20 protein-coding genes and 1 tRNA gene are annotated in these 25950 nt (G+C 41.5%); 7 read left to right on the top strand and 14 right to left on the bottom strand.

Going from position 1 to position 25950, the window contains the following annotated elements:
* Positions 1-5: 5 nt before the first annotated feature.
* Entirely contained in the window at positions 6-2432 is a 2427-nt protein-coding gene (gene pheT, locus I595_RS02420; RefSeq protein ID WP_054557787.1) for a phenylalanine--tRNA ligase subunit beta, read from the bottom strand.
* A gap of 130 nt (positions 2433-2562) precedes the next feature.
* Here pheT and I595_RS02415 point away from each other — a divergent pair, with 130 nt between their 5' ends.
* A complete protein-coding gene (locus I595_RS02415; RefSeq protein WP_054557786.1) occupies positions 2563-3786 on the top strand; it encodes a TlpA family protein disulfide reductase in 1224 nt (407 codons plus the stop codon).
* Between the two features lie 69 nt (positions 3787-3855).
* Here I595_RS02415 and leuB read toward each other — a convergent pair whose 3' ends face one another.
* Together leuB and I595_RS02405 are read right to left on the bottom strand one after the other, a co-directional pair.
* Positions 3856-4974, bottom strand: coding sequence for a 3-isopropylmalate dehydrogenase (gene leuB, locus I595_RS02410; protein ID WP_054557785.1), 1119 nt, complete (start codon positions 4972-4974; stop codon positions 3856-3858).
* Between the two features lie 9 nt (positions 4975-4983).
* Positions 4984-6156 carry a 2-isopropylmalate synthase gene (locus I595_RS02405; protein ID WP_083467467.1) on the bottom strand — a complete coding sequence of 391 codons (1173 nt, stop codon included), beginning with the start codon at positions 6154-6156 and terminating at the stop codon, positions 4984-4986.
* Between the two features lie 146 nt (positions 6157-6302).
* Here I595_RS02405 and I595_RS02400 point away from each other — a divergent pair, with 146 nt between their 5' ends.
* On the top strand, positions 6303-7847 hold the full coding sequence (locus tag I595_RS02400) for a hypothetical protein (protein WP_054557784.1): 1545 nt from the start codon (positions 6303-6305) through the stop codon (positions 7845-7847).
* On the top strand, positions 7848-8714 hold the full coding sequence (locus I595_RS02395) for a DMT family transporter (protein ID WP_054557783.1): 867 nt from the start codon (positions 7848-7850) through the stop codon (positions 8712-8714).
* 60 nt (positions 8715-8774) lie between these two features.
* Here the strand turns inward: I595_RS02395 and I595_RS02390 are convergent, their stop codons facing one another.
* Genes I595_RS02390 through panB form a run of 3 tightly spaced genes read right to left on the bottom strand, consistent with a single transcriptional unit; the run spans position 8775 to position 10875 of the window.
* Positions 8775-9296, bottom strand: coding sequence for a DUF4252 domain-containing protein (locus I595_RS02390; RefSeq protein ID WP_054557782.1), 522 nt, complete (start codon positions 9294-9296; stop codon positions 8775-8777).
* 35 nt (positions 9297-9331) lie between these two features.
* The gene (locus I595_RS02385; protein WP_054557781.1) at positions 9332-10033 is read right to left on the bottom strand and encodes an RluA family pseudouridine synthase; all 702 of its coding nucleotides are present in this window, start codon (positions 10031-10033) and stop codon (positions 9332-9334) included.
* Between the two features lie 23 nt (positions 10034-10056).
* Positions 10057-10875 (bottom strand): 3-methyl-2-oxobutanoate hydroxymethyltransferase, encoded by an 819-nt coding sequence (gene panB, locus I595_RS02380; RefSeq protein WP_054557780.1) that lies wholly within the window; start codon positions 10873-10875, stop codon positions 10057-10059.
* Positions 10876-11126: 251 nt separating this feature from the next.
* On the opposite strand from panB, the gene I595_RS02375 reads away from it, so the two are divergent.
* Entirely contained in the window at positions 11127-11597 is a 471-nt protein-coding gene (locus I595_RS02375) for a nuclear transport factor 2 family protein (RefSeq protein ID WP_245628208.1), read from the top strand.
* 67 nt (positions 11598-11664) lie between these two features.
* Here I595_RS02375 and I595_RS02370 read toward each other — a convergent pair whose 3' ends face one another.
* On the bottom strand, positions 11665-13089 hold the full coding sequence (locus I595_RS02370) for an L-serine ammonia-lyase (RefSeq protein WP_054557779.1): 1425 nt from the start codon (positions 13087-13089) through the stop codon (positions 11665-11667).
* Between the two features lie 475 nt (positions 13090-13564).
* Here I595_RS02370 and dnaK point away from each other — a divergent pair, with 475 nt between their 5' ends.
* Positions 13565-15481 carry a molecular chaperone DnaK gene (gene dnaK / locus I595_RS02360; protein ID WP_054557777.1) on the top strand — a complete coding sequence of 639 codons (1917 nt, stop codon included), beginning with the start codon at positions 13565-13567 and terminating at the stop codon, positions 15479-15481.
* A gap of 275 nt (positions 15482-15756) precedes the next feature.
* Here the strand turns inward: dnaK and I595_RS02355 are convergent, their stop codons facing one another.
* The 5 genes from I595_RS02355 to I595_RS02330 all read right to left on the bottom strand — a co-directional run bounded on the left by I595_RS02355 (position 15757) and on the right by I595_RS02330 (position 21046).
* Positions 15757-16386 (bottom strand): response regulator transcription factor, encoded by a 630-nt coding sequence (locus tag I595_RS02355; protein ID WP_054557776.1) that lies wholly within the window; start codon positions 16384-16386, stop codon positions 15757-15759.
* A 576-nt stretch (positions 16387-16962) separates the two neighbouring features.
* Positions 16963-18603, bottom strand: coding sequence for a PorP/SprF family type IX secretion system membrane protein (locus I595_RS02345; RefSeq protein ID WP_054557774.1), 1641 nt, complete (start codon positions 18601-18603; stop codon positions 16963-16965).
* A gap of 282 nt (positions 18604-18885) precedes the next feature.
* Positions 18886-20022 (bottom strand): TolB-like translocation protein, encoded by a 1137-nt coding sequence (locus tag I595_RS02340; RefSeq protein WP_083467466.1) that lies wholly within the window; start codon positions 20020-20022, stop codon positions 18886-18888.
* A gap of 149 nt (positions 20023-20171) precedes the next feature.
* Positions 20172-20894 (bottom strand): 23S rRNA pseudouridine(2604) synthase RluF, encoded by a 723-nt coding sequence (gene rluF / locus I595_RS02335; protein WP_217997177.1) that lies wholly within the window; start codon positions 20892-20894, stop codon positions 20172-20174.
* Between the two features lie 67 nt (positions 20895-20961).
* Positions 20962-21046: transfer RNA gene (locus I595_RS02330), tRNA-Ser, on the bottom strand.
* Between the two features lie 101 nt (positions 21047-21147).
* Between I595_RS02330 and I595_RS02325 the strand changes: the two genes are divergently transcribed.
* Both I595_RS02325 and I595_RS02320 read left to right on the top strand, forming a co-directional pair.
* Complete coding sequence (locus tag I595_RS02325) at positions 21148-21903, top strand: sulfite exporter TauE/SafE family protein (protein WP_054557772.1); 756 nt, start codon at positions 21148-21150, stop codon at positions 21901-21903.
* 248 nt (positions 21904-22151) lie between these two features.
* On the top strand, positions 22152-23348 hold the full coding sequence (locus I595_RS02320) for a DegT/DnrJ/EryC1/StrS family aminotransferase (protein WP_054557771.1): 1197 nt from the start codon (positions 22152-22154) through the stop codon (positions 23346-23348).
* Between the two features lie 44 nt (positions 23349-23392).
* Here the strand turns inward: I595_RS02320 and ribB are convergent, their stop codons facing one another.
* Both ribB and I595_RS02310 read right to left on the bottom strand, forming a co-directional pair.
* Positions 23393-24523 (bottom strand): 3,4-dihydroxy-2-butanone-4-phosphate synthase, encoded by a 1131-nt coding sequence (ribB, locus tag I595_RS02315; protein ID WP_054557770.1) that lies wholly within the window; start codon positions 24521-24523, stop codon positions 23393-23395.
* A 4-nt stretch (positions 24524-24527) separates the two neighbouring features.
* Positions 24528-25943: an LptF/LptG family permease gene (locus I595_RS02310; protein WP_054557769.1), complete on the bottom strand. Its 1416-nt coding sequence runs from the start codon at positions 25941-25943 to the stop codon at positions 24528-24530.
* Positions 25944-25950 lie beyond the last annotated feature (7 nt).

Genomic DNA, 25950 nt, shown 5'->3' with positions numbered 1-25950 from the left:
TCTCATTAACGTAATTCCGCCCCTAATTTTTCCGTTAACTGATGTTGAATTTTTGACATGATTTTTTCTACCTGTTTATCCGTTAAGGTTTTACGGTCATCCTGGAAGGTTAAGCTAATTGCATAAGATTTTTTTCCTTCTGGCAGCTTGTTCCCTCGGTATACATCAAACAGGTTAACTTCCTTAAGTAATTTACGCTCTGTTTGATAGGCCAATTGTTCAATGTCTTGATAGGAAATATCCTCATGTATCAACAGTGCCAGATCCCGGTTGACCGCTGGATATTTAGGTACCTCTTGGTATACAATTGCTGTTTTTGTGATTGATTTTTGGATATTGTCCCAATTCATATCCGCAAAAAACACCTCCGTTTTTATACCAAATTTGGAGGTTATACCTGTGGAAACCATTCCAATAGTAACCAATTCCCTGTTTTTGCTGGTTATGCTTATCCCATCGCTCATTTCCTTGCTGCTAATCGCCTGTTCTTGCCTTTGGTGAATGCCCAAACGATCTAATATGGCGCTCACTACACCTTTTAAAAAGAAAAACTCAGCGACTATCGACTTTTCCAACCAATGGTCCTTGGTTTTGTTACCGGTGACCCATAGGCTCAAATGTGCGTTTTCGCCGTGGCCATTAGCCTTTGTCACATACGTTTTTCCAAATTCAAAGAGTTTTAGATCTTGTTTTCTTCTGTTTTGGTTGTGAGCCACCGCCTGCATCCCAGACAAGAGCATGGAGGTGCGCATCACGGATAGATCTTGGCTTAATGGATTTAGCATTTTAACTGCTTTGGTTGCATGATCTTCGCTCAAAGCCGCCAGATTCTTCTCTGCCTCTAAGCTATTGGTCATGATTTCATAGAAACCTCTAGATACTAAAAAATCACCAATGGTATCTTGAAGTTTATGATTTTCATGGGTGGTGGTGCCGGCTACCGAGGCTGTAAACTTAGAACCAAACTTGATTTTATTATACCCGTATACACGCAAAATCTCTTCAATGACATCAACCTCCCGCTGTACATCTGACCTGTAGGAAGGAATGGTCAATCCCAAACCGGACTCAGTGACATTATTTACCTTAATTTCCAAGGAAGCAAGAATGGATTTTATGGTATCCGATGGAATTTCTTCCCCGATTAGTTTGTTTATCTTATCAAATGTCAGGAAAACCTGAAAATCTTTTTTCTTATTTGGATAAAAGTCCATGACGTCAGAGCTAATTTCCCCTCCGGCAATTTCTTTGATCAACTGTGCCGCTCTAATCAGGGCGTATTCACAGAGGTTAATATCTATTCCCCTCTCAAAACGGAATGACGCATCGGTATTTAATCCATGACGTTTTGCGGTTTTCCTTATGCTTATGGGGTCAAAATAAGCACTTTCCAAAAAGATACTAGTCGTATTTTCTGTAACGGCGGAATGTTCACCACCAAATACCCCAGCGATACACATGGGTTTATCGCTATCACAAATCATAAGGTCTTCTTCATGCAACTTGCGTTCCACCCCATCTAGAGTAACAAACTTAGTGCCCTTAGGCAATGTTTTTACCTTTACCTTACTGCCTTTAATTTTTGCGGCATCAAAAGCGTGCAATGGCTGCCCAAGTTCATGCAGAACATAGTTGGTAACGTCCACAATATTGTTTATGGGCGTAAGACCTATGGCTTGCAACCGTACCTTTAACCAATCTGGTGATTCTTGGACAATGAGCTTGGAAATGGTTACCCCACAGTATCTGGGTGCTAAATCGTAATCATCTACTTCAATGTCTATTTTTAGTGAGCGGTTGTCTATGAGAAAATTACTGGTAGATGGTGTGATTAGCTTAAGGCTTACCTCTTGCTGCTCTAGCCCCGCCTTAAGGTCCCTAGCCACTCCAAAATGGCTCATGGCATCGGAGCGGTTTGGGGTTAGGCCTATTTCAAAAACCTGGTCTTTTTCAACTTTATAAATCTCGGACAATGGTGTTCCCGGAGTTAACGTATCATCAAGGACCATAATGCCGTCATGGCTTTTGCCCAATCCCAATTCATCTTCTGCACATATCATTCCATGACTGAACTCTCCCCGGATTTTACCTTTTTTAATGGCCCAAGGTTGTCCATCTTCGGCATACAGGGTAGTTCCTACCGTGGCCACGGGGACCTTTTGACCGGCCGCTACGTTTGGTGCGCCACAAACAATTTGTAATGGCGCTCCCTGGCCAATATCTACGGTGGTTAATTTTAATCGATCTGCATTGGGATGTTGAATACAGGTTTGTACGTGGCCCACGACCACCCCTTGGAGTCTGCCCTTGACCGATTCAAATTCGGATATCCCTTCAACTTCTAAGCCTAAATCGGTAAGCAGCTCCCCAGTTTTCTCAGCAGGCCAGTCAATAGTGATAAATTGCCTTAGCCAGTTGTACGAAATATTCATCGGTTAGTTTTAAGGCAGCAAATATAAAACAATGCTTTCTGACATTCAACGCAGTTAGGTATCAAACATTTTAACGACAGTTTCCAACTTAACGCTTAACTTTATCTCCTTTACCGATTAATACGAGGCAATGTTAAAACTATTTTACTTTTTTGGTCTATGTTTTCTTTTTTTGGGTTGTACCCAAAGTCCCAAAACACAGTTAAAAGCTGGCATGTGGCGGGCTGTCATAGAAGTTGGGGATGGGCAGGAGCTGCCCTTTAATTTTGAACTTACCAAAATTGATAATACCCAATGGACCCTAGAAATAAGGAATGCAGAGGAGCGTATACTGGTTGAAGAAATCAACGTACAAGGAGATTCCATCTTTATACAAATGCCGGTTTTTGAAGGGCGAATAACCGGCGCATTTACATCAGAAAAGATTTCCGGGGTTTTTACTAAGGAGAGTTTGGACAGGACAATGCCCTTTACCGCAAGTTTTGGGGAGGCTGAAAGGTTTGCCAGCATTGACCAAGCAAAATTCAATATTTCTGGCGTGTGGGAAACCACTTTTAGCCAGGGTACGGACAGTGCCTATGTGGCCAAAGGAATTTTTTATCAGAAGGATAATGAAGTAACCGGAACATTTAGAACAAAAACAGGGGATTACAGATTTTTGCAAGGGGTGGTTGACGGTAATGAGGTAAAGCTTTCGGCCTTTGATGGTGCCCATGCTTTTTTGTTTACGGCAACTTTGGATGGTGAAGCGCTTTTTGGAACATTTTATTCTGATAATCATTGGATAGAACCATTTGTAGCAAAACGAAACGAAGCTTTTGAACTGCCCGATGCAGATTCCCTAACTTATTTAAAAGATGGGTTTGATGCGTTTGAATTCACTTTTCCACATCAGGATGGAGCGCTGGTGGGCCTTAAAGATGAATATTTTGAAAATAAGGTGGTCTTGGTCCAAATTATGGGAACTTGGTGCCCAAACTGTTTGGACGAAACTAAGTTTTATGTGGACTACCTTAGACAACAAAAAAATGCCGATTTAAAAATGGTAGCCTTGGCGTTTGAGTCTGCCAAGACCAAGGAAAAGGCCTTTGCTGCCATTGACCGTCTTGTTAAAAGGGTGGGAGTGCCCTATCCCGTGCTGCTGGCACAATATGGAACAACAAGTAAAACCAAGGCCAATGAAAAATTGCCCATGCTCAACGCAGTACTATCCTATCCAACCACTATTTATATCGATAAAAAAGGACGCGTACGAAAGATTCACACCGGCTTCAACGGTCCTGCTACGGGAGAAAAATATGAGCAATTTAAGCTAGAATTTTCCAAGACCATAAATATGCTGCTTGCAGAATAGCGTGCAGGGTCCACTATGGTGGGCAGTTAGATTTTATCGCTTACAATTAGCGCGGGACCCCATAAGGTGCTAGATAATGGTAGATCTGCCCAATCCAATATTTTCATCGTTCATGGTGACCTCATCATGATGGTCCACGATGAAATCTGCAATAAAGTCACCAACATGGGAGGTACCGTATTTGGTTTTGTTATTTACATCTGGAGTTACAATTCCTTTGGTCAGAGCCCTGTCTACCCCCTCACGAATCACCATGGCCTCCTCAAAAAGGGAAAAATGTTCCAACAACATAGCAGCCGATAATATGGCGGCTATAGGGTTGGCTATGTTCTTTCCTTTAGCTGTTGAGAAACTACCGTGAATAGGCTCGAACAATACATTTTTTGCACCTATGGACGCCGAAGGTAAAAGACCGATGGTTCCACTAATTACACTGGCCTCATCAGATAAAATATCGCCAAACATGTTATCTGTTAAAATCACGTCAAAGGAATTGGGTTGCAATACCAGGCGCATGGCCGCATGGTCTACATAGCAAAATTCCAAGTTTACCTCCGGATAGCTTTCGCCAATAGCGCTAACCACACGCCGCCATAGCAAGGACGATTCCAGGACATTGGCCTTGTCGATAAGGGTTAGTTTTTTTCTTCTGTTTCTAGCGGATTTAAAAGCTAAGTGCGCAATCCGGCTAATTTCCTTTTCACTGTATTCACAAACATCCGAAGCTTTTCTGCCCTGGTCCCAAGTTTTTTTCTCCCCAAAATAAATGCCCCCGGTAAGCTCCCGGTATATAATAAAGTCGGTATTCTCAACAATATGTTTTTTAAGAGGGGACCGGTCATAAAGTGGCTTATAGGCCTTTACCGGTCTAATATTGGCAAAAAGATCAAGCTCCTTTCTTAATTTTAATAAGCCATGCTCTGGACGTAGTCTAGTGTCTAAATTATGATCAAATTGCCGGTTGCCAATAGCCCCAAAAAGAATGGCGTCAGAATTTTTACAAAGTTCAAGGGTTTTTTGGGGTAGGGGGTCATTTACGGTTTCTATACCAAGTGCGCCCACGGCCGCTTCCTTATAGCTAAAGGTATGGTCAAAGCTTTCCTCAATGGCCTCTAGGCAACGTATGGCTTGTTGTATGACCTCTGGACCAATTCCGTCCCCTGGCAATACCGCAATTTTTAAATTCATAACCACATTTTAAGCCAAATTAGACATATCTATTTGACTTGTCTCTATAATTTCGTGGATATCTGCATCAACAATTTCTTTTTTGCGATCGGCAAATTTTAGAAAGTTATCATATACCGCATCCAGTTGAAGCTTGGTAAGTTCATAGCCTACATTTTTGGCACGATAGGCTAGTGCTGCCCTTCCGCTCCTAGCTGTAAGCACAATGGAAGATTCACTCACACCCACATCTTTTGGGTCAATGATCTCATAGGTTTCCCTGTTTTTGATTACCCCATCTTGGTGTATCCCGGAGCTATGGGCAAATGCATTGGAGCCTACAATGGCTTTGTTGGGCTGTACCACCATGCCCATTTTATCGGACACCATAAGGCTGGTATCGTATAGCAATTTACTGTTGATGTTGGTATCCAAATTTAAATCAGGATGCTGTCTAAGTATCATGACCACTTCCTCCAAAGAAGTGTTTCCCGCACGTTCCCCTATACCATTGATGGTACACTCTATCTGCCTAGCCCCGTTAATTACCCCTGCAATGGAGTTTGCTGTGGCCAAACCCAGATCGTTGTGGCAATGACAGGACAAAATGGCCTTATCAATCCCCGTCACATTTTCTTTAAGGTATTTTATTTTTGTCCCGTATTCCTCCGGAAGGCAATAGCCTGTGGTATCCGGGATATTGAGTACCGTGGCACCTGCCTTTATAACGGCTTCGCAAACACGTGCCAAATATTCGTTATCCGTACGCCCAGCATCCTCAGCATAAAATTCTACATCTTCCACAAATGTCTTGGCATAGGCAACGGCAGCAACAGCGCGCTCTATAATATCTTCTTGGGTTGATTTAAATTTATGTTTGATGTGCGATTCAGATGTCCCAATACCCGTATGTATTCTAGGTCTTTTAGCACCTTTTATGGCCTCCGCAGCTACTTCAATATCTTTTTTTACAGAGCGCGTAAGCCCGCAAACGGTAGCATTATTTACAAGAGCGGCAATTTCTTGTACGGATTTAAAATCTCCAGGGCTGGAAATGGGAAAGCCTGCCTCTATGACATCAACACCTAAGGAATCCAGTCTCTCAGCAATCACTAGTTTTTGCTTGGTGTCAAGTTTACAGCCGGGTACTTGCTCACCGTCCCTTAGTGTTGTATCAAATATTTGTACCTTATCTTTACTCATTATTTTTTGAAATTTTCACGGGCACTTACGAAGATAAAGTACCCCTTTTCAGGTGTAGTGGTGCCTTGTGTGCCATTACAACGTTAAATAGTTTTTAGGAATAGATAAAGCATTGTTAATCAACGTTATAAATAATAATTTTTACGATGACAAATACCCAGAAGGACGCTTTGTTCATATTGGTAAAATCCCTTTCTAAATCGGAAAAACGGCAATTTAAGCTGTATGTGGGTCGCCTAGGGGTAAACACCGATGCCAAATTCTTGGCCTTGTTCAATCTTTTGGATAAAATGAAGGGGTATCATGAAAAGCAGATTTTGGACAGCGGAATCGTAAAAAAATCACAACTGTCCAATTTAAAGGCACACCTGTATAAACAAATCTTAGTAAGTCTTCGTCTAAATCCTGTGAATCAGAACATCCGGGTACAAATTAGGGAGCAATTGGATTTTGCAACGATATTGTATCAAAAAGGACTTTACAAACAGGCCTTAAAGATTTTGGACAAGGTCAAGAGTGTTGCTATAGAGCATGAAGAAAAAAATGTGGCCTACGAAATCGTGGAGCTGGAGAAGATTATAGAAACGCAGTACATTACAAGAAGCATACCGGCTAGGGCAGATGAACTGGCGGTGCAGGCAAAAACACTTTCTTCCCAAAATGCCATGACCAGTAAATTATCCAACCTGTCTTTACAGCTTTACGGTATGATGCTCAAGGTAGGATATGTGCGGAATGATGAGGATTTACAACAGGTGCGCAATTATTTTGAGAAACAATTGCCCAATTACCGGATGGAAGACCTTGGTTTTAGGGAAAAATTGTGGTTGTACAAAGCACATTTATGGTATAGTTTCTTAACCCAAGACTTCCTATCCTCTTATAAATATGCAACAAAATGGGTAGACCTGTTTTATGAAAATGAAGAGATGATAGGGTTAAATCCCGTATTCTTTTTAAAAGGAAACCACTATTTATTGGAGTCTTTGTTTTACGTGAAATACCCTTCCCAATTCAAGGATACCCTAGAGCGATTGGAAAATTGGAGTAAGGATAAGTCCTTCCCAAAAAATGACAACATCACTTCCTTAGCCTTTCTTTATATCAACTCCAACAGGTTAAACCTCCATTTTCTGGAAGGTACCTTTGAGAAGGGGCTGTACTTGGTGAACATTGTGGAGTATGGTATCAAGAAACATAAAGACCGCATAGACGAGCACCATATTATGCTGCTCTATTATAAGATTGCGTGCCTGTATTTTGGAAACGGGGATAACAAGAATTGTATAGCCTACCTAAAACGAATCATAAGCAATAAGAACTTAAAAATGCGAGAGGATCTCATGTGTTTTGCCAGGGTCTTAAGTCTGGTGGCCCACTATGAGGCCGGTATGGACTACCATCTTGAGGTTCAGCTAAAGAGCACCTACAAATTCTTGTTAAAAATGAATGACTTGCAAGCGGTGCAGAAAGAGATGATCAAATTCCTGAGAGGTTTGGGGGATATTTATCCCACGGATCTAAAAAATGAATTTCGGAAATTATATGATGAACTTAAAAAGTATGAACACCATCCCTACGAAAAAAGGGCCTTTCTTTATCTGGACGTCCTGTCTTGGTTAGAGAGCCATTTGACGGGAAAACCTGTAAAAGAGGTTATTAGACTAAAGGCGCAGGCCATAACCCGATAAATGTTGAAAGCTAATAAGACCTCATTAACCCATCTGCTACAAATAAATCTTGCGATGGTATTCGTCAGCACCTCGGGTGCATTGGGCAGGTTTATTGATTTACCGGTACCACTTACGATTGCAGGGAGATCACTTTTGGCAGGCCTTGTTCTGTTTGCTTATTGCCGCTACCGTGGTTTTTCCTTTTTGTTGAAAAAAGAATCCATTTTTCCTGTGGTGACAAGCGGTCTTTTTTTAGGCTTGCATTGGATTACGTATTTCTATGCCTTAAAGCTTTCTAATGTGGCCATAGGTATGCTTTCCCTATTTACCTACCCCATTTTAACATCTTTTCTGGAGCCGTTGTTGCTCAAGACCAAGTTTGAGAATATTCATTTGCTTTTGGGTGGCTTGGTTTTGGCTGGGATATATTTTTTAGTGCCAAGTTTTAATTTGGATGATTCCAATACCATTGCCGTAGGTATAGGGCTGATGTCCGCACTTTTTTACGCCTTAAGAAATATCTTGTTAAAAAAGCAAGTGAAACAGCATAACGGATCTACCTTAATGTGTGTACAACTTGGGGTAATTACACTTGTCTTATCGCCGGTGTTTTTTTATTATGATTTAACCCCTTTAAAAGCACAATGGCACGGTTTATTTACCCTCGCCATCCTTACCACGGCCATTGGCCACACGCTGTTTCTAAATAGCTTTAAACACTTTACCATTACCACTGCAAGTATCTTAAGCAGCATTCAGCCTGTTTTTGGGATTATCATTGCCGCCATTTTTTTAAATGAAATTCCAGAACCTATGACCCTTGTAGGCGGGATGTTAATTTTAGGTTCCGTAGTAATAGAAAGTGCAAGATCGTACACCAATTAAACGATGATTTTTAACCTTGTACCAACAGCAAAGAAGATAGTAAGTTGATGTATTAAAACGTTAGTCCTCTATTACGGGTTGGTTTAGGTTTAATTGGGGGACTAGGGTATTGGATAATTCTTGAAAGTTGTTGTTATTGGCTAATTTTCTAACTTGGTTCGGGTCAAAGTTGCCGTTGAAATATAGAAAGGAACCAAAAACATTGTCATTGTTGTAAATAAGGATTTCTTTTACTACATCTCGCCTTTCACGGATGGAAACCACGTTTCTTTTACTCTCGTCATTTTTTCGGAACACCTCAATAAACGAACCGGAGCCAAAAGCGTTCATTTGGTCGTTCAAGAAATTGGTTTGTGAGGGCGTAACGCTTGGAAACTTCATATATCTTAGGTCTCGGGTATTTCCAATCAAACTTTGCATTTCCGGTGACATTTTGGACAATAAACTAAACATAAACTTAGGCACCCTTACCGCCGTTACTTGGTCATCATTTTTATGGATTTCATAAAAGCTATCGATTGTGTTGTAGCTGCCGCAACCAAAAGGTAACATAAAGGCGATAGTGACGAAGAAATATTTCATGAGGGTAGTGTTTTTGTAAAAATAGGCAAATCACGTTAACCTTGAAGGCAAGCGTCCCAAATGGGGTCCTTTGGTGGCGGCGCGGAAAAATGTATGTCTTCTTTTTTAACAGGGTGTGTAAACGTTAGCTGCCTTGCGTGTAAATGGATACTTCCATTTTTATTACTGCGTTGTGCACCGTATTTTAAATCGCCTTTAATAGCACAACCTATGGCAGCCAGTTGTGCCCTAATTTGGTGGTGTCTCCCAGTTTTTAAATCTATTTCCAATAACGTATAGTTGTCCATGGTTTTAAGGATACGGTAGCTTAAAATGGCTTTTTTACTGTCTGGAACCTGCTTTGTGTGGGCGTAAGATTTGTTTTGTTTAGGGTTGCGTACCAACCAATGCTCAAGAGTTTCCGTTTCTTTGTTTGGCCTATTTTTGACCACGGCCCAGTAGGTTTTTTTTGTTTTACCCTCCGCGAATAAGGCATTTAATCTGGGCAGTGCTTTGGATGTTTTTGCAAAAACCAGAATACCGGAAGTTGGTCTATCCAGCCGATGTACTACCCCTAAATACACGTTCCCAGGTTTGTTGTATTGATATTTTAAATAGTCTTTAACTGTTTCACTCAGTGGAACATCCCCAGTTTTGTCTCCTTGAACAATATCTCCGGGCCTTTTATTTACCACAATGATATGGTTATCTTCATGGAGAACCTGCAGGTTCTCCTTATTGGAGTGTTGTGAAAGCATAGAGGTGGGTATTTGTTGCCGAGCTAATACTGCTCATTTTTATTTGGGAAGTCCTTTTCTTTTACATCAGCTACATACTGACCGATGGCGGCGCTCATATCATCATAGAGACTCATATAGCGCCTTAGAAACCTTGGGTTAAATTCATGGGTCATTCCCAAAAGGTCATGCACTACAAGTACTTGCCCATCAACCCCATTTCCTGCACCAATACCAATAACAGGGATAGCGACACTTTCAGCAACCTCTTTTGCCAGTTTGGCAGGTATTTTTTCCAAAACCAGCCCAAAGCACCCCATTTTTTCCAACATTTTGGCGTCTTCCTTTAATTTTTCTGCCTCGGCCACTTCTTTGGCCCTAACGGTGTAGGTGCCAAATTTATAAATGGATTGGGGCGTTAATCCCAGATGGCCCATTACGGGAATGCCCGCACCAATGATACGTTTAACGGAATCCTTGATTTCCGCGCCACCTTCTACCTTTACTGCATGACCGCCACTTTCCTTCATGATGCGTATGGCAGACCGCAAGGCTTCTTTGGAGTCACTTTGGTAACTTCCAAAGGGAATATCAACAACAATGAGTGCCCTGTTGGCCGCCCGCACCACGGAGCTAGCGTGATAGATCATTTGATCGAGGGTAATGGGTAAGGTGGTTTCATGACCGGCCATGACATTGCTTGCGGAATCCCCAACGAGAATCACGTCCACATTTGCCGCATCTACGATCTTGGCCATGGAATAGTCGTAAGCGGTTAGCATGGAAATTTTCTCCCCGTTCTGTTTCATTTCAACCAAGGATTTTACCGTGACCCTTTTATATTCTTTTTTGGCAGTAGACATGTATTGGATTTTTGTGGCCTAAATGTAAGTAGTTTTGTTTAAATTTCACTTAAATATACGCTTTCGGCATTTTGATGAATTTTACAGATTTAAGTCATTTAAACTCACATACGCATTGAAATTTGTATCGAAAATCAAAATTTCAACTAGAGAAACCGTTCTCAATTCTATTTTGGTAACTAAAATTCTGTCAGTCTGGGATATTGTGGTTTAAACAAGTCAAAATGTATAAAGGATTAAAAATTATATGGATGATGAAGAAGGTTATTTTTCTCTTGATATGCCTTGTCATGTCTGCTAACGTAAACGGCCAAACCTCATTCAAATCTATCAAAGCAACCATAGAAACGTTTTTTGAGGGCTTTCACAATCAAGATTCCGTGTTGATGAAGTCGGTTTTGGCAGATAATGTACTTCTCCAAACAACGGGCAGGGACAGTGCAGGAAAAACAACATTTTCTTCCATGCCCATCCAAAGACTAATGGTATCCATCACTGGTATTCCCGATTCCGTTCAATTTCAGGAAAAATTAACGAGCTGGTCTATTCAACAAGACCGGACCATGGCCAACGCTTGGGTGGGTTATGAATTCTGGTATAACAATGTCTTAAGCCATTGCGGCATTAATTCGTTTCAGCTCGTCAATTTCAATGGGGATTGGAAAATTGTCTATCTCATTGACACCAGGGGGAGGGAAGGATGCAATGGCATTGAGGAGTAAAAACCAAAGTAAATCGTTGCTGCTTCCGGCACTATGGTCTTTTTTGTTTTATCGGACGGGAGAGCTTTTAACAATCACTCAGAAAAACCCCTACGGCCAATCCACCCTCAGAAGTTTCTTTGTATTTACTATTCATATCCTTGGCGGTTTCCCACATGGTATTCACTACCTTATCAAGGGGAACTTTAGCATCTTTTGGGTCTGCGTCCATGGCAAGTTCTGCCGCATTGATTGCTTTTATGGCCCCCATGGCATTACGCTCAATACAGGGAACCTGCACCAATCCCCCAATAGGGTCACAGGTAAGCCCTAGATGATGTTCCATGGCAATTTCAGCGGCCATCAATACTTGGTCCGGTGTTCCGCCCATAAGTTCTGTAAGTGCTCCTGCGGCCATGGAAGAAGATACCCCAATTTCCGCTTGGCACCCACCCATAGCAGCAGAAATGGTTGCCCCTTTTTTAAAAATGCTCCCAATTTCACCGGCTACCAACAAAAATTTCTTGATATCATCAAAATCACCATCATGGTTTTCAATGACTAAATAATACATTAACACCGCTGGTATAACACCAGCACTGCCATTGGTGGGTGCCGTTACCACACGTCCCAAGGATGCGTTCACCTCATTTACGGCAAGTGCAAAACAACTTACCCACTTAATGATTTGTCGGAATCTAACTGTAGTGTTTCTAATACTTTCTAACCACTCTTGTGGATTGCTGTAAGGCGCATTCCCATGTAATTTTTCGTGTATTTCAAAGGCTCGCCGCTTAACGTTCAATCCGCCTGGTAAAGTTCCCTTGGTATGGCAGCCGGTGTACATACAATCCAGCATGGTGTGCCATATATGGCGTATTTCAGTATCTATTTCGGCATCCCCTCTTAAGGACCGCTCATTGCGCAATACTACATCAGAAATAGAGGTCTGTTCTTGTTTGCAATACTGTAATAGTTCATTGCCTGTTGTAATTGGATAGGGGAAGGATTTAAAAACGGCCTTATTTATTTTGGAGTTGGGTCTTTCTTCTATTACTACAAAACCTCCTCCTATGGAATAATAAGTTTCTTGTGCGAACTCACCATTGGCAAGCGTAGCAATGAACTTCATACCATTGGCATGAAACGGTAAAAACTCACGTTTAAATGTAATCGCCTTTGCTTTATCAAACGGTATGGGAATGATACCACCAAATAACAACGTCCGTGTGGTTTCAACTTCTTCCAATAGGGATGTAATAGCTTCAATTGGGACATGAACAGGATCTGTACCCAGTAATCCCAAAATTATGGCTGTATCTGTTGCATGGCCTTTTCCTGTCAAGGATAAGGAACCATATAAATGTACATTGACCTCTACTACTTGATTAAAAATATGTGCATCCTTTAACTCTGCTATCCATCTTTCTGCTGCACGCCAAGGCCCTAGGGTATGGGAACTGGACGGACCCACCCCAATCTTAAGCATGTCAAAAACACTGATACATTCCATGCCCCAATGTTACTTCATTATAAGAATTAATCCTAGTCTTATTTTCATGTAAATCAAATAAAAAATCAGTTAAAGGAACATGAGTTAGTTCAATACAAAATGTTGATTTTGGTATCTACGTATGTTAGATGTTTGGTGCAGATAAAAACACTTCCCTCACCACAGGGTGGTGTATCCTGCTAAATTGTAGGTATCCCTTTACGTATTTTGATTTTCAAAACGAATTTTATCCCTTACATCAGAATAAATCCTTCTACTTGATGATTTTTTTAAAATACACAACGGGTTATAAGAATATTGGAATATCCGCCATTTTTCCTATTACGGCTGTCAGTAACTTGTTGGTTTTAAAGTTTACGGACCACTATTACGGCCATTGGTCTGTCACCTTGTCATAATTTTTGTCATGGCATAGTGATTGACCAATGTAGGGCGAGTATAATAGCATATAAATAGAAAGCATAATAACATACACATGAGTAAAATAATCGGAATTGATTTAGGGACAACCAACTCTTGCGTTTCCGTAATGGAAGGTAACGAGCCAGTGGTGATACCTAACGCAGAAGGAAAAAGAACAACCCCATCCGTAATCGCCTTTGTGGAGGGTGGAGAAATTAAAGTGGGTGATCCTGCAAAACGCCAAGCGGTTACCAATCCGCATAAAACCATTTATTCCATTAAAAGGTTTATGGGAAACAAGTTCTCGGAGTCTGCCAAAGAAGTAGATCGGGTACCCTATAAAGTGTTGAAAGGAGATAATGATACCCCACGGGTAGATATCGATGGACGCCTGTATTCCCCTCAGGAATTGTCTGCAATGATTCTTCAAAAAATGAAGAAAACTGCGGAGGACTATTTGGGACAGGACGTAACCAGAGCCGTAATTACAGTACCTGCATATTTTAACGATTCGCAACGCCAAGCTACCAAAGAAGCTGGGGAGATTGCCGGGTTAACCGTAGAACGTATTATAAATGAGCCAACAGCAGCCTCGTTGGCATACGGACTTGATAAAAAGGACACGGACCAAAAAATCGTGGTCTTTGATTTTGGTGGTGGTACGCATGATGTTTCCATTCTAGAATTGGGAGATGGGGTCTTTGAGGTTCTTTCTACCGACGGTGATACCCACCTAGGTGGTGATGACGTTGATCAAAAAATCATTGATTGGTTGGCAGAAGAGTTTAAAAAAGATGAGTCCATGGACCTACGTGAAGATGCCATGGCACTACAACGGTTGCGGGAAGCAGCAGAGAAGGCAAAAATCGAGCTTTCGTCCTCTGCGCAAACAGAGATTAACCTTCCCTACGTAACCGCCACGGCATCCGGGCCAAAGCACTTGGTACGCACGTTGACCCGTTCCAAGTTTGAGCAGTTAATTGCGGATTTGGTAGCAAGAACAATAGAGCCTTGCCAAACTGCCTTAAAATCGGCAGGTTTGTCCAAAAGCGATATTGATGAAATTATTTTGGTAGGTGGTTCCACCAGAATTCCGGCGGTGCAAGAGGCCGTTGAAAAATTCTTTGGAAAAAAACCTTCCAAAGGAGTGAATCCTGATGAGGTGGTAGCCGTAGGTGCTGCTATCCAGGGCGGTGTATTGACAGGAGATGTTAAGGACGTACTATTGTTGGATGTGACCCCACTGTCTTTGGGTATTGAGACCATGGGCGGAGTTTCCACTAAATTGATAGAGGCCAACACTACCATACCCACTAAGAAATCCCAAGTGTTCTCCACCGCGGCGGATAACCAGCCATCCGTAGAGATTCACGTGCTTCAAGGGGAGCGTCCTATGGCGGCCGATAATAAAACCATAGGTAAGTTCCATTTAGACGGAATACCACCAGCGCCAAGGGGTACGCCTCAAATTGAAGTAACCTTTGATATTGATGCCAACGGTATCATCAAGGTTTCCGCTACGGATAAAGCAACAGGTAAATCACAGGATATCCGTATTGAAGCCTCATCTGGTCTTACTGACGAGGAAATCCAGAAAATGAAAGCTGAGGCCGAGGTCAATGCGGAGGCAGATGCAAAAGCAAAGGAAACCGCTGATAAACTAAACGAGGCAGACGGGATGATTTTCCAGACCGAAAAGCAGCTTAAGGAATTTGGTGATAAATTATCCGATGATAAGAAAAAACCAATTGAAGAAGCTTTGGCAGAATTGAAAACGGCTTACGAAACCAAGGATTTGGCGGTTATTACACCAGCTTTGGACAAAATTAACGAAGCTTGGAAAGTGGCGTCTGAAGAAATGTACAAAGCACAGGCAGCCGCCCAACAGGCCGGGGGTGATGCAACGGCAAATGCCACTGGGGACGCGAATTCAGGTGGTGCCGCTGAAGGCGATAATGTTGAAGATGTTGATTTTGAAGAAGTGAAGTAAGCAGATCCCTTTTTGTAAAAGCAGAAATGCATCAAGCTGATACCAAGGGAAGCCTAGCGACCTTGGGAAGCATATAAAGCTAAAAAGACCCTGGTGTAACAACCCAGGGTTTTTTTATTCCCTAAGTTTATAGGTATGGAAACCTTTTACCAAACAAACATTGTCCAGGGGTATTTTGTTTGCATCTGATGGTGATATCGCTACCTATGTCATTTTACTGTCGGGGAGTTAATTGAAAAAGTCCTAGGTACCCTGCCTAGGACTTTTTTCTATTCTTACGAGGCCATTAACAACCGAAGTTTTTCCAAAGCCTCCGATTTGGAATTGACGTTAAGTTTTAAATAGATATTCTGAATGTGAAAGTTCACCGTACTTGTGGTAACAAAAAGCTTTTTGGCAATACTTTTATAGGTTTCTCCTTGTCCAAGGTATTCTGCAATTTGATTCTCTCGGTTGGACAATTGTGGGTACCGTTTTTTCTGAAACATCGTAACAACCTTCTTGGCCACATCATAACTTAGGGCAGCACCTTGATCTTCCACTGCTTTTAGGGCATCCACTAAACGGTCTTTGGTAATGGGTTTGGTAAGATAGCCATTGGCACCAGCTTTAAACGCTCGTTTGATAAGTTCAAAATCGTTTTCTGAGCTTACCACGATAATCTTAACCTGTCCATCCCTCTTACTTAAAAGTTTAATACCGTCAATACCGGAAATTCCGAGTAAGGAAACTTCCGTAACAATGATGTCTGGATTGCAAGAACCAATCATTTTTAGTGCCTCGGGAATGGTTTGGCAACAGCCTACCAGCTGAATATTTTCAATATCCTGAAAATAGTTACCATAGGTTTGATGCATCTGGAAATCACTGTCAATAACCATAGCTTTGAGTTCTACATTTTTCATTATGAAATAGATTTGGGGTTACACTTTTGAGTTAGGTGACTGGCTGCCACCCTTGTAGTTAATTATAGTCAGTTGTTAGTTTGCACGTTAGTAGGTAACGTGAAATTACATATACAATCCTTAGATGTTCCGTAATACGGGTTGGCTGGAGTTTTAGGTTATGAACCGGCCCGTCCGTGGGTAATGCGGTGAATCACCTTGTTGAAAAAACAATTGATGTTGGGGCGTTTGTAAACTGTCATAATTCGGGGTTTTAGTAAGGTATCTAGTACTAGATATTCTATTGGGCAATATATCTTTTTTGGTATAGCGTCAAAAATATTCGTAGGTTTTTTCGTTCAATTGCATGGATTTTTAATGATGAAGAAATATTCCAAGACCAAATCTGCGGATAGTACATATCCCAGATGGTGCCAAGCCATTGGTTTTTAATATGAGGCAACCTAATGATGCGGTACCAATTTTTGGTCAATTAAAAAAGGCCGTTCCAATAAGAACAGCCTTTTATCAAAAGCATCCGGTGCATTACTTCATAATGACCCAAAAATCAACCCCGATTTCAGACAGCTTTTGTTTTTAATTGTCAAAACTAATATCGGCTGTTGCCATAGGATTATATACTTCCATAATCCATTTTTCGTCCTTATAATTGCCATTTAAGTTATTAACATAAGCTAGAGATGCGTCATTCTTGGTTTTAAAATCTGCCAAATACACGTAATACAATCCGTTTTCTTTATTGTAAAAATGTTGGCCCTTTACACCTCTATCCTCAAGGTCTGCTAAAAATGCGTTTAGGTAATTTTTGTTTTTAAAAACATTGGCTATCATGTAGTACCCGGATTTTACTCCAATGGCGGCAGAAGCTGCCTGCCCTTTAAATTTAATTTCCTTAAACCTACCATCTGCATTATCCTTCACCTTAGAAGTCTTTGTATCCATCGCGATTCCGGTTTGGTGGTACCTATTGGCAACGCGTTCCTTTGGAAGGGCCTTTTGTTCTGCGCGTATTTCATGCCGTAACAGCCGTACCATGGTTTCAAAGCGCCTTTCCAGCATTTTATCCCTAGCTCTTTCAATAGAATCTTGCCTGAGCATGAGTTCATCCAGCACCAATCTGTTTTCATAGGCCAAGGACTCTTTGTCTGTTGGGAGTATAGAAGTTTTCTTCATTTCTTCTTTTAATGCAAGTATTTGCTCCTCATAATTACGAACTATTTGGTCTACCCGCGCATCTTCAGAACTTGCAATATTCACATCTACACCAATTCCCCTTAAGTCGTCGTTAAAGGAGTACCCTAGTGATAGTTCATGGTTCCAACCAAGATTGGCATTGGAATCAGAAGTATTTTTTTCCATTAAGTACCCTAGGGATAGTTTTTTACTAAGGTTGAACCCAATTCCAGAGGAAAAACCAAAATTGGTGTCATAGGTTGTTTGTAGCCAACCAAATTTTGGGAGTTCCATCAATAAGGAGCCTGTATATTCTAGAAATTTGTTTTCATCAAGGCCTAATTGTACCAAGGGCATTAGTCTCCCTCCTTCAAACAAACCATAGCTATTTTTAAATTTATGGCTGTACTGCAGGGTTGTCTTTATGCCAGTCTCATTGAAACTGGTTAATAGCTCCTCCGTTGTCTGGTTGTAACGCACCACATCATCCAGATGTATCCCAAAGTCAAAATTGCCCAAGGACAGGTTAATGCCAGGTGCAATGGAAATAATATTTTCTTTTTGTACATCCTCAATAACGGGGTCATTCTCATTAATGACGATTCTATTTTGGTCCAATCCTTGGCTTACATAACCTATGTTGGCCCCAAAGGAGAGGGCACTTTTTTCTCCTAATTGTACCGCAGTGGCATAGTTTGCATTGAATCCAAATTCTTGGACTACCCCAGACCAATTGCCATAAATCCCTATCCCCATAGCAGTGTTTTCATTTAATTTATTGCTAAAACCCAAAAAGTAATTTTGATTGTTATCTTGGAACGTGGAAGCTTGGTTTCGCATTAGAACATTGAGGTACGATTTGTTTTCACGTACCAAGGAATACGTGGGGTTGATCAAAAACCGGTTAAAAAATAACTGGTTGTGAAATGGACTGGAAATTCTGTATTGATTTTCCACTTGCTGGGCGTTGGCGTTGCCGTATCCCAATATAGATAGCGCCAGTAATAGATGGCAAGAGTATATATGTAATTTAACATGTTTCATTGTCTCGGGGTTTAAGGGTAGGGGTATTTTTATTTTCGATATATTGTGTTTAAAGAGATGTATGCTGTTGAAAAAGAAACCTATGACAACAAGAATGGGTTCAGTGGTGTCTTCAAGGGAATTTTTTACCAAGCATCTTTACAAGTCATTTTTTTTTAAGGTCTTTTCCAATGTCAAAAGATTCATTTGCCAAGGCAAGGGCTTAGGTAGTTAAAGCGCCTACCTTCTCTATTAAAAATTAGGACCATGGAAAAGTCACCTTGGTGATTAGCCCATTTTATTTCAATGTTCAAAAACAGTGGCGGAGTAATCTGTTTCATTGGAGTCATTGAGTACTTTTAAGAGTTTTGACTCATCTTTTTCCACGGTTTTATAATCAGTTGTAATGCTATAGGTAAAGGCAATTTGGGTCGGTTTTTGGGCATTTTCCCTATTGCTCATCACATAGCCCATTTTTTTCTCGGGTACAAAAGACAGGGCATATTCATCATGTTTACTATTTATTTTATTACCTAGATTAAAGGCCTTACCTACCTTGTCATCTTTAATTTCAGCAGCGTAGAGGTCAAGCCCACCGTAACCTTCCCTACCCGAAGAGGCAAAAACCAACACGGAATTATCGGTTAGGTTGGGGTAGAGGTCGTCCTTCCTGGTATTTACCTTAGGGCCTAGATTCTTTGCTACGCCTACGGTACCGTCTGGTAAAATATCCGAGACATAAATATCATAGTCGCCATAGGAGCCTCTCATATTTGAGGCAAAAAACAAGCGCTTACCATCTTTGGAGAGCGTTGGGTGCTTAGCAGAGGCGTATTTTGGGCAAACGTCCAATTTTTTGATATTTCTCCATGCGTTGCCTATACGTTCGGCGCTGTAGATTTCGTAAACAGTTTCTTTTTTGGAAAAAATTCCTGTATCCGGTTTTCGTTGAATTGCTTGGCTAAAGTAAGCTACGGTACCGTCTGCGGATAGTGCAACATCTGGGGTAAATTGCTCCTCCATTCCCTTGGGCAGCGATGGTGGGGCCATGGTTAAGGCAAGTGCAGATTGGTTCTTTTGGTATTCTGCGGCGATGGACGCAACCCATTGTTGCTGTTTTTCCGAAGGTGGTGCCACACCTGTGGCCATGGCCATGGCAAATGCATACCGTTCTTTTATTGCGCTACCCAAGCTTTCTCTCCGTGCGGCCTTAAATAATTTCTCATACCAAAATGCGGCACTCTCATAGTTTTCCGTTAGAAAATTTACATTTCCTAAGTCTTGGAAGATTTCAATTTCTGAATACCCTTGTTGAAGGAGTTCCAAATAGTCATCCACACGTTTTGTGTGTTCGCTGGTCAGTTGCTGTGCATTCATCGTGATGCAAAACAATAAAAGTGCACTGCTAAGAGTTAAGGAAAAGATAGGGGAAGTTTTCATAGCATAAATGTTTATGATGTTAATACCTTACAAATATCCATAGAGTTTTTAAGCAAATACTTATGAAAAATTCATAGGTTTTGCATTTTAACGTAGAAATAAGCTGTTAAACGGAGATAAATCGACTTAAAATAGACAGACTGGTATGGTCAATAATGTGTTTTGGAAGAGGTAGCCACCAGCTTATTAATTTCAGCTAGTTCGTTTTTAGTGAGGTCGCGCCATTTGCCCAGCGGTACATCCAGTTCAACATTCATGATGCGCACCCGTTTTAGCCTTTTTACCCTATATCCCAAATGTTCACACATTCTTCTGATTTGTCTGTTAAGGCCTTGGGTGAGTACGATTTTAAACTGTTTTTCCCCTAATTGGCTTATTTCACAAGGACAGGTTACCGTATCCAAAATAGGTACTCCCTTGCCCATGGCGGCAATAAAATCTGGTGTTACTGGCTTATTTACCCAAACATTGTACTCCTTTTCGTGCCCATTACGTGCCCTTAGGATTTTATTTACAATATCCCCGTCGTTGGTTAGGAAAATAAGTCCTTCACTAGGTTTATCCAATCTGCCGATAGGAAAAATACGAGTCGGATAATTGATAAAGTCGATAATATTGTCTTTTTCAACCCTAGTATCCGTGGTACACACAATGCCCCTAGGTTTGTTAAAGGCAATATAAACGGATTTTCCCTTGGGTGGAGACACCAATTCACCATCCACCCTAACGGTATCACCTTCCACAATTTTGGTTCCCATCTCCGGAACCTTCCCGTTAATGGTCACACGCCCTTGTTCAATAAGCTTATCTGCGGCCCTCCTTGAACAATGGCCTACTTCGCTTAAATATTTGTTGATACGTGTTTCTTTCAATTTAAGAACTAAGAGAAGTGTTAAGATACGAACAAAAAAGCCCACAACAGTAGTTGTAGGCCTTAAGCGGAGGAAGAGGGATTCGAACCCCCGGAGGTGTGACCCTCAACAGTTTTCAAGACTGCCGCATTCGACCACTCTGCCATTCCTCCAATGCGGCTGCAAATATAGCAACCTTTTTAGTTTTGTAAAACCTTTTGTTTCTTTTTTAGAATGCCCTTAATTAATTAGGTTTAATAGGTATTTTTAACCCATGCAAGAATGGTATCACCACCTGTTATTGATAGTGGTTGGCTTTATAGTGGGGTTCATTAATACCGTGGCGGGTGGTGCATCCTTGATATCTTTACCGACACTTATTTTTTTGGGATTGCCCCCTGCGGTGGCCAACGGCACTAATCGTGTCGCAATTATTGTGCAGACGGCGATGGCTACCGCTGGATTTAAAAGTAAGGGTGTCAGCACTTTTCCGTTCAACATCTATCTGGGGATTTCCGCCTTTTTTGGAGCTATCATTGGGGCACGGATTGCTGTGGATGTAGATGGGGAGGTTTTTAACCGTATTTTGGCCATGGTCATGGTTGCTGTGGTGCTGGTCATTGTTTTTAAACCAAAAATAAAGCTCACCCAATTACAGGAAAGACTTACCGGAAAACACCTATGGTTAGGTATCACAGTATTCTTTTTTTTTGGAATTTATGGAGGTTTTATTAATGCCGGCTTGGGTTTTTTAATGTTACTGTTCCTTCATTTTGTAAATAATTTAAGTCTGGTAAGAGCTAATGCTACCAAGGTAGTTGTAGTTTTTATCTATATGTTGTCCGCCTTAGCGGTTTTTGCGTATAATGATAAGGTAGATTGGTGGATAGGTTTGGTTCTGGCCATTGGAAACGGTACTGGTGCTTGGGTTGCCAGCAGGTTTTCGGTCAAAAGGGGAGATGGCTTTATTAAGTCATTTTTAATTGTCATGGTACTGATCATGGCCATTAAGCTCTGGTTTTTTACCTAAATATGTCACAAACGTGGAGGATTTTGACCAAGAATCAGTCGTAATGATTTAGAAATACATATGTTAGGTCAAGGATGGGATGGGTTAGAAAAGCACACCTTAGACCAGTATAGATGGGTACATTCTAGGCCGTGGATTAAAAAGAAATAAGGGTCGTAACAAAACCATGTTTTTTATTTGTTCAGCGGTTTGTATTTTTATCGAATGTTATTTTTTGCCATCAACCATCAATTAACACCTTAAATGATATGCCAGGATTTGAGTTTTTTGGAGCGGAGGAGAAGCGTCACGTACAGGATGTGCTGGATAATGGCGTTTTAATGCGATACGGGTTTGATGGTATGCGAAACGGCCATTGGAAGGCCAAACAACTAGAGGCTGCAGTGGCCAAACGCATGCAGACCAATTTTGCGCAAGTTTTAAGCAGTGGAACGGCCGCATTAACCGTTGCTTTGGCAAGTGCTGGTATAGGGGCAGGGGATGAGGTTATTATGCCCACCTTCACCTTTGTGGCAAGTTTTGAATCTATTTTAGCCCTTGGGGCCATTCCTGTTTTGGTTGATGTGGATGATACCCTCACGCTAGACCCTAAAGCCGTACAAAAGGCCATAGGGCCCAAGACCAAAGTAGTGATGCCCGTACATATGTGCGGCTCCATGGCAGATTTAAATGCCTTGCGTTCTATTTGTAAGGAACACGGTCTTTTATTGTTGGAAGATGCCTGCCAGGCCATTGGCGGTAGTTATCAAGGCAAACCCCTGGGAAGTATCGGGGATTTGGGCTGTTTTTCGTTCGATTTTGTCAAGACCATTACCTGTGGTGAAGGGGGAGCCATGATTACCAATAATGAAACCTATGCCAAAAATGCAGACCATTATTCCGATCATGGACATGATCATTACGGTATGGATAGGGGAGCGGAAGGCCATCCATTTTTAGGCTATAATTTTAGGATTTCGGAATTGAATGCTGCCGTGGGTTGTGCTCAGATTCAACGTTTGGATGAGTTTGTGGCCATACAACAAAAGCACTATTCCATACTTAGAAATGCACTTAGTGAAATCCCCGAAATTACGTTTAGACGGGTTCCTGAAGGGGGAGTGGAAAACTATTCCTTTTTAAATTTCTTTTTACCCACGGAGGAGCTGGCACGTAAAGCCCATCTAGCTTTGGGAGAGGCAGGGGTAGCTGCTTGCTTTTATTGGTATGATAACAATTGGCATTATTACAAAAAATGGCAACATCTTATAGAGAAGAAAGCCTTGGGCAAACTTCCGGAAGAGGTGCTAAGTGGAATGCCGGATTATACCCGAGCCAATTTTTCCGCGTCGGACCATTGGATGGGAAGAACAATCTCTAGCTTGGTGAAGCTTAGTTGGACGGCGGAAGAAGTACAGCAGCGAGCCAGTAATATGGTTAAAATAATTCGCTCTACCCTTAATTGACGGGATGGAGATCCATACAGATTAAACATCCATTTGAATTGGGTCTAATAGCCCACATACTCCACAATTTCCAAACCATATCCTACAATACCTACGCGTTTGGTATGTTCAGAGTTGGATAGTAGTCTTATTTTAGAGATGTTTAAATCATGCAAGATTTGTGCCCCTACACCAAAGTCCTTGGCATCCATATCAATTTTTGGGGCTTTGATGACACCAGTACCTTGTAATTTTTTAAGCTCCTGTAGCCTGCCCAAAAGGTTCATTGCGTTACTTTCCTGGTTGATAAACACGATAGCCCCTTTCTCTTCGGTATTTATCGCTTGGAACATATCATGGAGTTTGTCCTCTGCGTTATTGGTTAAGGTACCCAGAATATCATTGTTTACTAGCGTGGAATTAATTCTGGTGAGCACCAATTCTTCTTTTTTCCAAGATCCTTTGGTAAGGGCCAAATGAACCAAGTCATTTGTGGTCTGTTTATAGGCACGTAACCTAAATTTCCCGAAACGGGTATGTACGTTAAAGTCCTCCTTTTTTTCAATAAGACTATCATGTTCCATTCTGTAGGCCACTAAGTCCTCAATGGAGACAATTTTCAAATCAAACTTTTTGGCCACCTCCATCAATTGTGGTAAACGCGCCATAGAACCGTCCTCATTCATAATTTCCACGATAACACCAGCCGGTTGCAATCCGGCAAGACGCGCAAAATCAATGGCCGCCTCTGTATGTCCTGTCCGGCGCAGTACCCCGCCTTCTTTGGCAATTAACGGGAACACATGCCCAGGCCTGGCAAGTTCATGGGGTTTGGTCGCTTTATCCGTAAGTGCAAGAACGGTTTTGGCACGGTCGGCTGCGGAAATCCCGGTGGTCACCCCATTTCCCCTCAGGTCCACGGAAACCGTAAAAGCCGTCTCCAAGGGATCGGTATTGTGGCTGACCATTTTATGAAGGCCAAGGCTTTCACATCTGCCCTCGGTCAAGGGCGCACAGATCAATCCCCTTCCATGGGTGGCCATAAAGTTGATGGTCTCCGGGGTAATCAACTCAGCTGCCGCTAGGAAGTCGCCTTCATTTTCCCGATTTTCATCATCCACCACGATAATGACTTTTCCTGCTTTGATATCGGCTATGGCTTCTTCAATAGTGTCCAACTGTATGCTTGTGTTCATAAGGTTATTTAGGTTCTTTTTTACTTTTTCGACTTTTGAAAAATCTTGTGATTTTATCGGTGACAACGGCAAAACTCATCAACCCCCTGTCCGCAGTTGCCCTTTTGGTCAACGATATTCCCAAAGGCAACATGATCAATGTGGACAACCATGCTCCCAAAATTGGGTGCCAGGCCCCTTTTTTGGCGTAATTGTCCGCAAATACCCCAATAAAATAATACACCAGAAACAATACAATAGCAATGACCATGGGTAAGCCCAATCCTCCCTTTCTAATGATGGCACCTAAGGGCGCCCCAACAAAAAACAGAATAATGCAGGAGAAAGCCAGTGCAAATTTTTTATGTAGGGATAAAATATGCCTGTTGTAAATCTCATACCTTTTGTTCAATTCCACTTTTTTACTGGAAACCGTATTTATGATATTGCTTACCGCATTTTTGGCATTGCTAAACAGCTGGCTTTGCTGCCATTCCGGAACCCAGGATGCAATATTTGCCTTATTGAGGGTAGTGTCCATTTCCTCTTTTGTTTCCGCTGTTTTGGCTGCATTTGTACCCTTGGTGCTATCCTTTTTCTTCATGAGAAAGGCACCCATCCGTGCCGTAATGTTTTTTGAAAACGCCCTGACTTGCTTGATGTTGTTTTGTTCCAGTGAATCTATATCCTTTATTAACCTAACCACATTTTTCATTTTATCCGTGGTGATATCGGATTCTTCCTCAATATTTTGATCGTTGAGTGAGGAGATATCAATATTATTTTCGTAGACCCCAAACTTAGCCCTGGTAAAAGGTTGCTTAGCCCTATCTTTATTGGATTTAGGCTGCATTTCCTCATAATAATAACCGTCGTACAATACCAATTGTATAATATTAGACGCCTCACTGCTGATGAGTTCTCCTTTTTCCGCTTTGATCACGGTGGTATTTTGCCCGTTACGACCCTTTTGGTGGATAATTACATCTTCCAAAAACCTATCGTTCTCTCCATATTTTTTGGCAACTTTCATATTCATGTCCGTCCCCTCAATATCACTAAAAACCCCTTCCACAATGACCGCTGCCGGTTTCACTTTGGCAATATTGCGCCGCATGTTAAAGATTTTCTGTTCTGATGCGGGGATAACATTGTTGGCAAAGAAAAAGGTGACGCCCCCCAATAAGATTACAAAGACAATTAAATAACGCATGGCACGCTGAAGCGAAATTCCGGAGGCTTTCATAGCGGCAAATTCGTAGTTCTCCGCAAATGTCCCAAAGGTTAAAATGCTGGATAACAGCACGGTTAGGGGAAGCACTTTTTCCGTGAGGTTGGGCAACAGATAGAAAAGAAACTTTCCAATAATAATGGGGTCTAGGTCTTTGCCCGCCAAATCATCAATAAACAGCCATACGGTCTGAAAAATGAAGATGACCATTAAAATC

Origin of the sequence: Croceitalea dokdonensis DOKDO 023 (assembly GCF_001306415.1) — a bacterium.
Taxonomy (GTDB): Bacteria; Bacteroidota; Bacteroidia; order Flavobacteriales; family Flavobacteriaceae; genus Croceitalea; species Croceitalea dokdonensis.
This window is presented reverse-complemented; position numbering and strand designations above follow the sequence as displayed.

Bases quoted from the DNA above. Each gene is read 5' to 3' on its own strand.
- I595_RS02395 (WP_054557783.1), top strand. From the start codon at position 7,848: ATGTTGAAAGCTAATAAGACCTCATTAACCCATCTGCTACAAATAAAT.
- I595_RS02320 (WP_054557771.1), top strand. From the start codon at position 22,152: ATGCCAGGATTTGAGTTTTTTGGAGCGGAGGAGAAGCGTCACGTACAG.
- I595_RS02385 (WP_054557781.1), bottom strand. From the start codon at position 10,033: ATGCTTTCACAACACTCCAATAAGGAGAACCTGCAGGTTCTCCATGAA.
- I595_RS02340 (WP_083467466.1), bottom strand. From the start codon at position 20,022: ATGAAAACTTCCCCTATCTTTTCCTTAACTCTTAGCAGTGCACTTTTA.
- I595_RS02400 (WP_054557784.1), top strand. From the start codon at position 6,303: ATGACAAATACCCAGAAGGACGCTTTGTTCATATTGGTAAAATCCCTT.
- I595_RS02325 (WP_054557772.1), top strand. From the start codon at position 21,148: ATGCAAGAATGGTATCACCACCTGTTATTGATAGTGGTTGGCTTTATA.
- I595_RS02390 (WP_054557782.1), bottom strand. From the start codon at position 9,296: ATGAAATATTTCTTCGTCACTATCGCCTTTATGTTACCTTTTGGTTGC.
- dnaK (WP_054557777.1), top strand. From the start codon at position 13,565: ATGAGTAAAATAATCGGAATTGATTTAGGGACAACCAACTCTTGCGTT.
- I595_RS02370 (WP_054557779.1), bottom strand. From the start codon at position 13,089: ATGGAATGTATCAGTGTTTTTGACATGCTTAAGATTGGGGTGGGTCCG.
- pheT (WP_054557787.1), bottom strand. From the start codon at position 2,432: ATGAATATTTCGTACAACTGGCTAAGGCAATTTATCACTATTGACTGG.
- I595_RS02375 (WP_245628208.1), top strand. From the start codon at position 11,127: ATGATGAAGAAGGTTATTTTTCTCTTGATATGCCTTGTCATGTCTGCT.
- leuB (WP_054557785.1), bottom strand. From the start codon at position 4,974: ATGAATTTAAAAATTGCGGTATTGCCAGGGGACGGAATTGGTCCAGAG.
- panB (WP_054557780.1), bottom strand. From the start codon at position 10,875: ATGTCTACTGCCAAAAAAGAATATAAAAGGGTCACGGTAAAATCCTTG.
- I595_RS02405 (WP_083467467.1), bottom strand. From the start codon at position 6,156: ATGAGTAAAGATAAGGTACAAATATTTGATACAACACTAAGGGACGGT.
- I595_RS02355 (WP_054557776.1), bottom strand. From the start codon at position 16,386: ATGAAAAATGTAGAACTCAAAGCTATGGTTATTGACAGTGATTTCCAG.
- ribB (WP_054557770.1), bottom strand. From the start codon at position 24,523: ATGAACACAAGCATACAGTTGGACACTATTGAAGAAGCCATAGCCGAT.
- I595_RS02415 (WP_054557786.1), top strand. From the start codon at position 2,563: ATGTTAAAACTATTTTACTTTTTTGGTCTATGTTTTCTTTTTTTGGGT.
- I595_RS02310 (WP_054557769.1), bottom strand. From the start codon at position 25,943: ATGGTCATCTTCATTTTTCAGACCGTATGGCTGTTTATTGATGATTTG.
- I595_RS02345 (WP_054557774.1), bottom strand. From the start codon at position 18,603: ATGAAACATGTTAAATTACATATATACTCTTGCCATCTATTACTGGCG.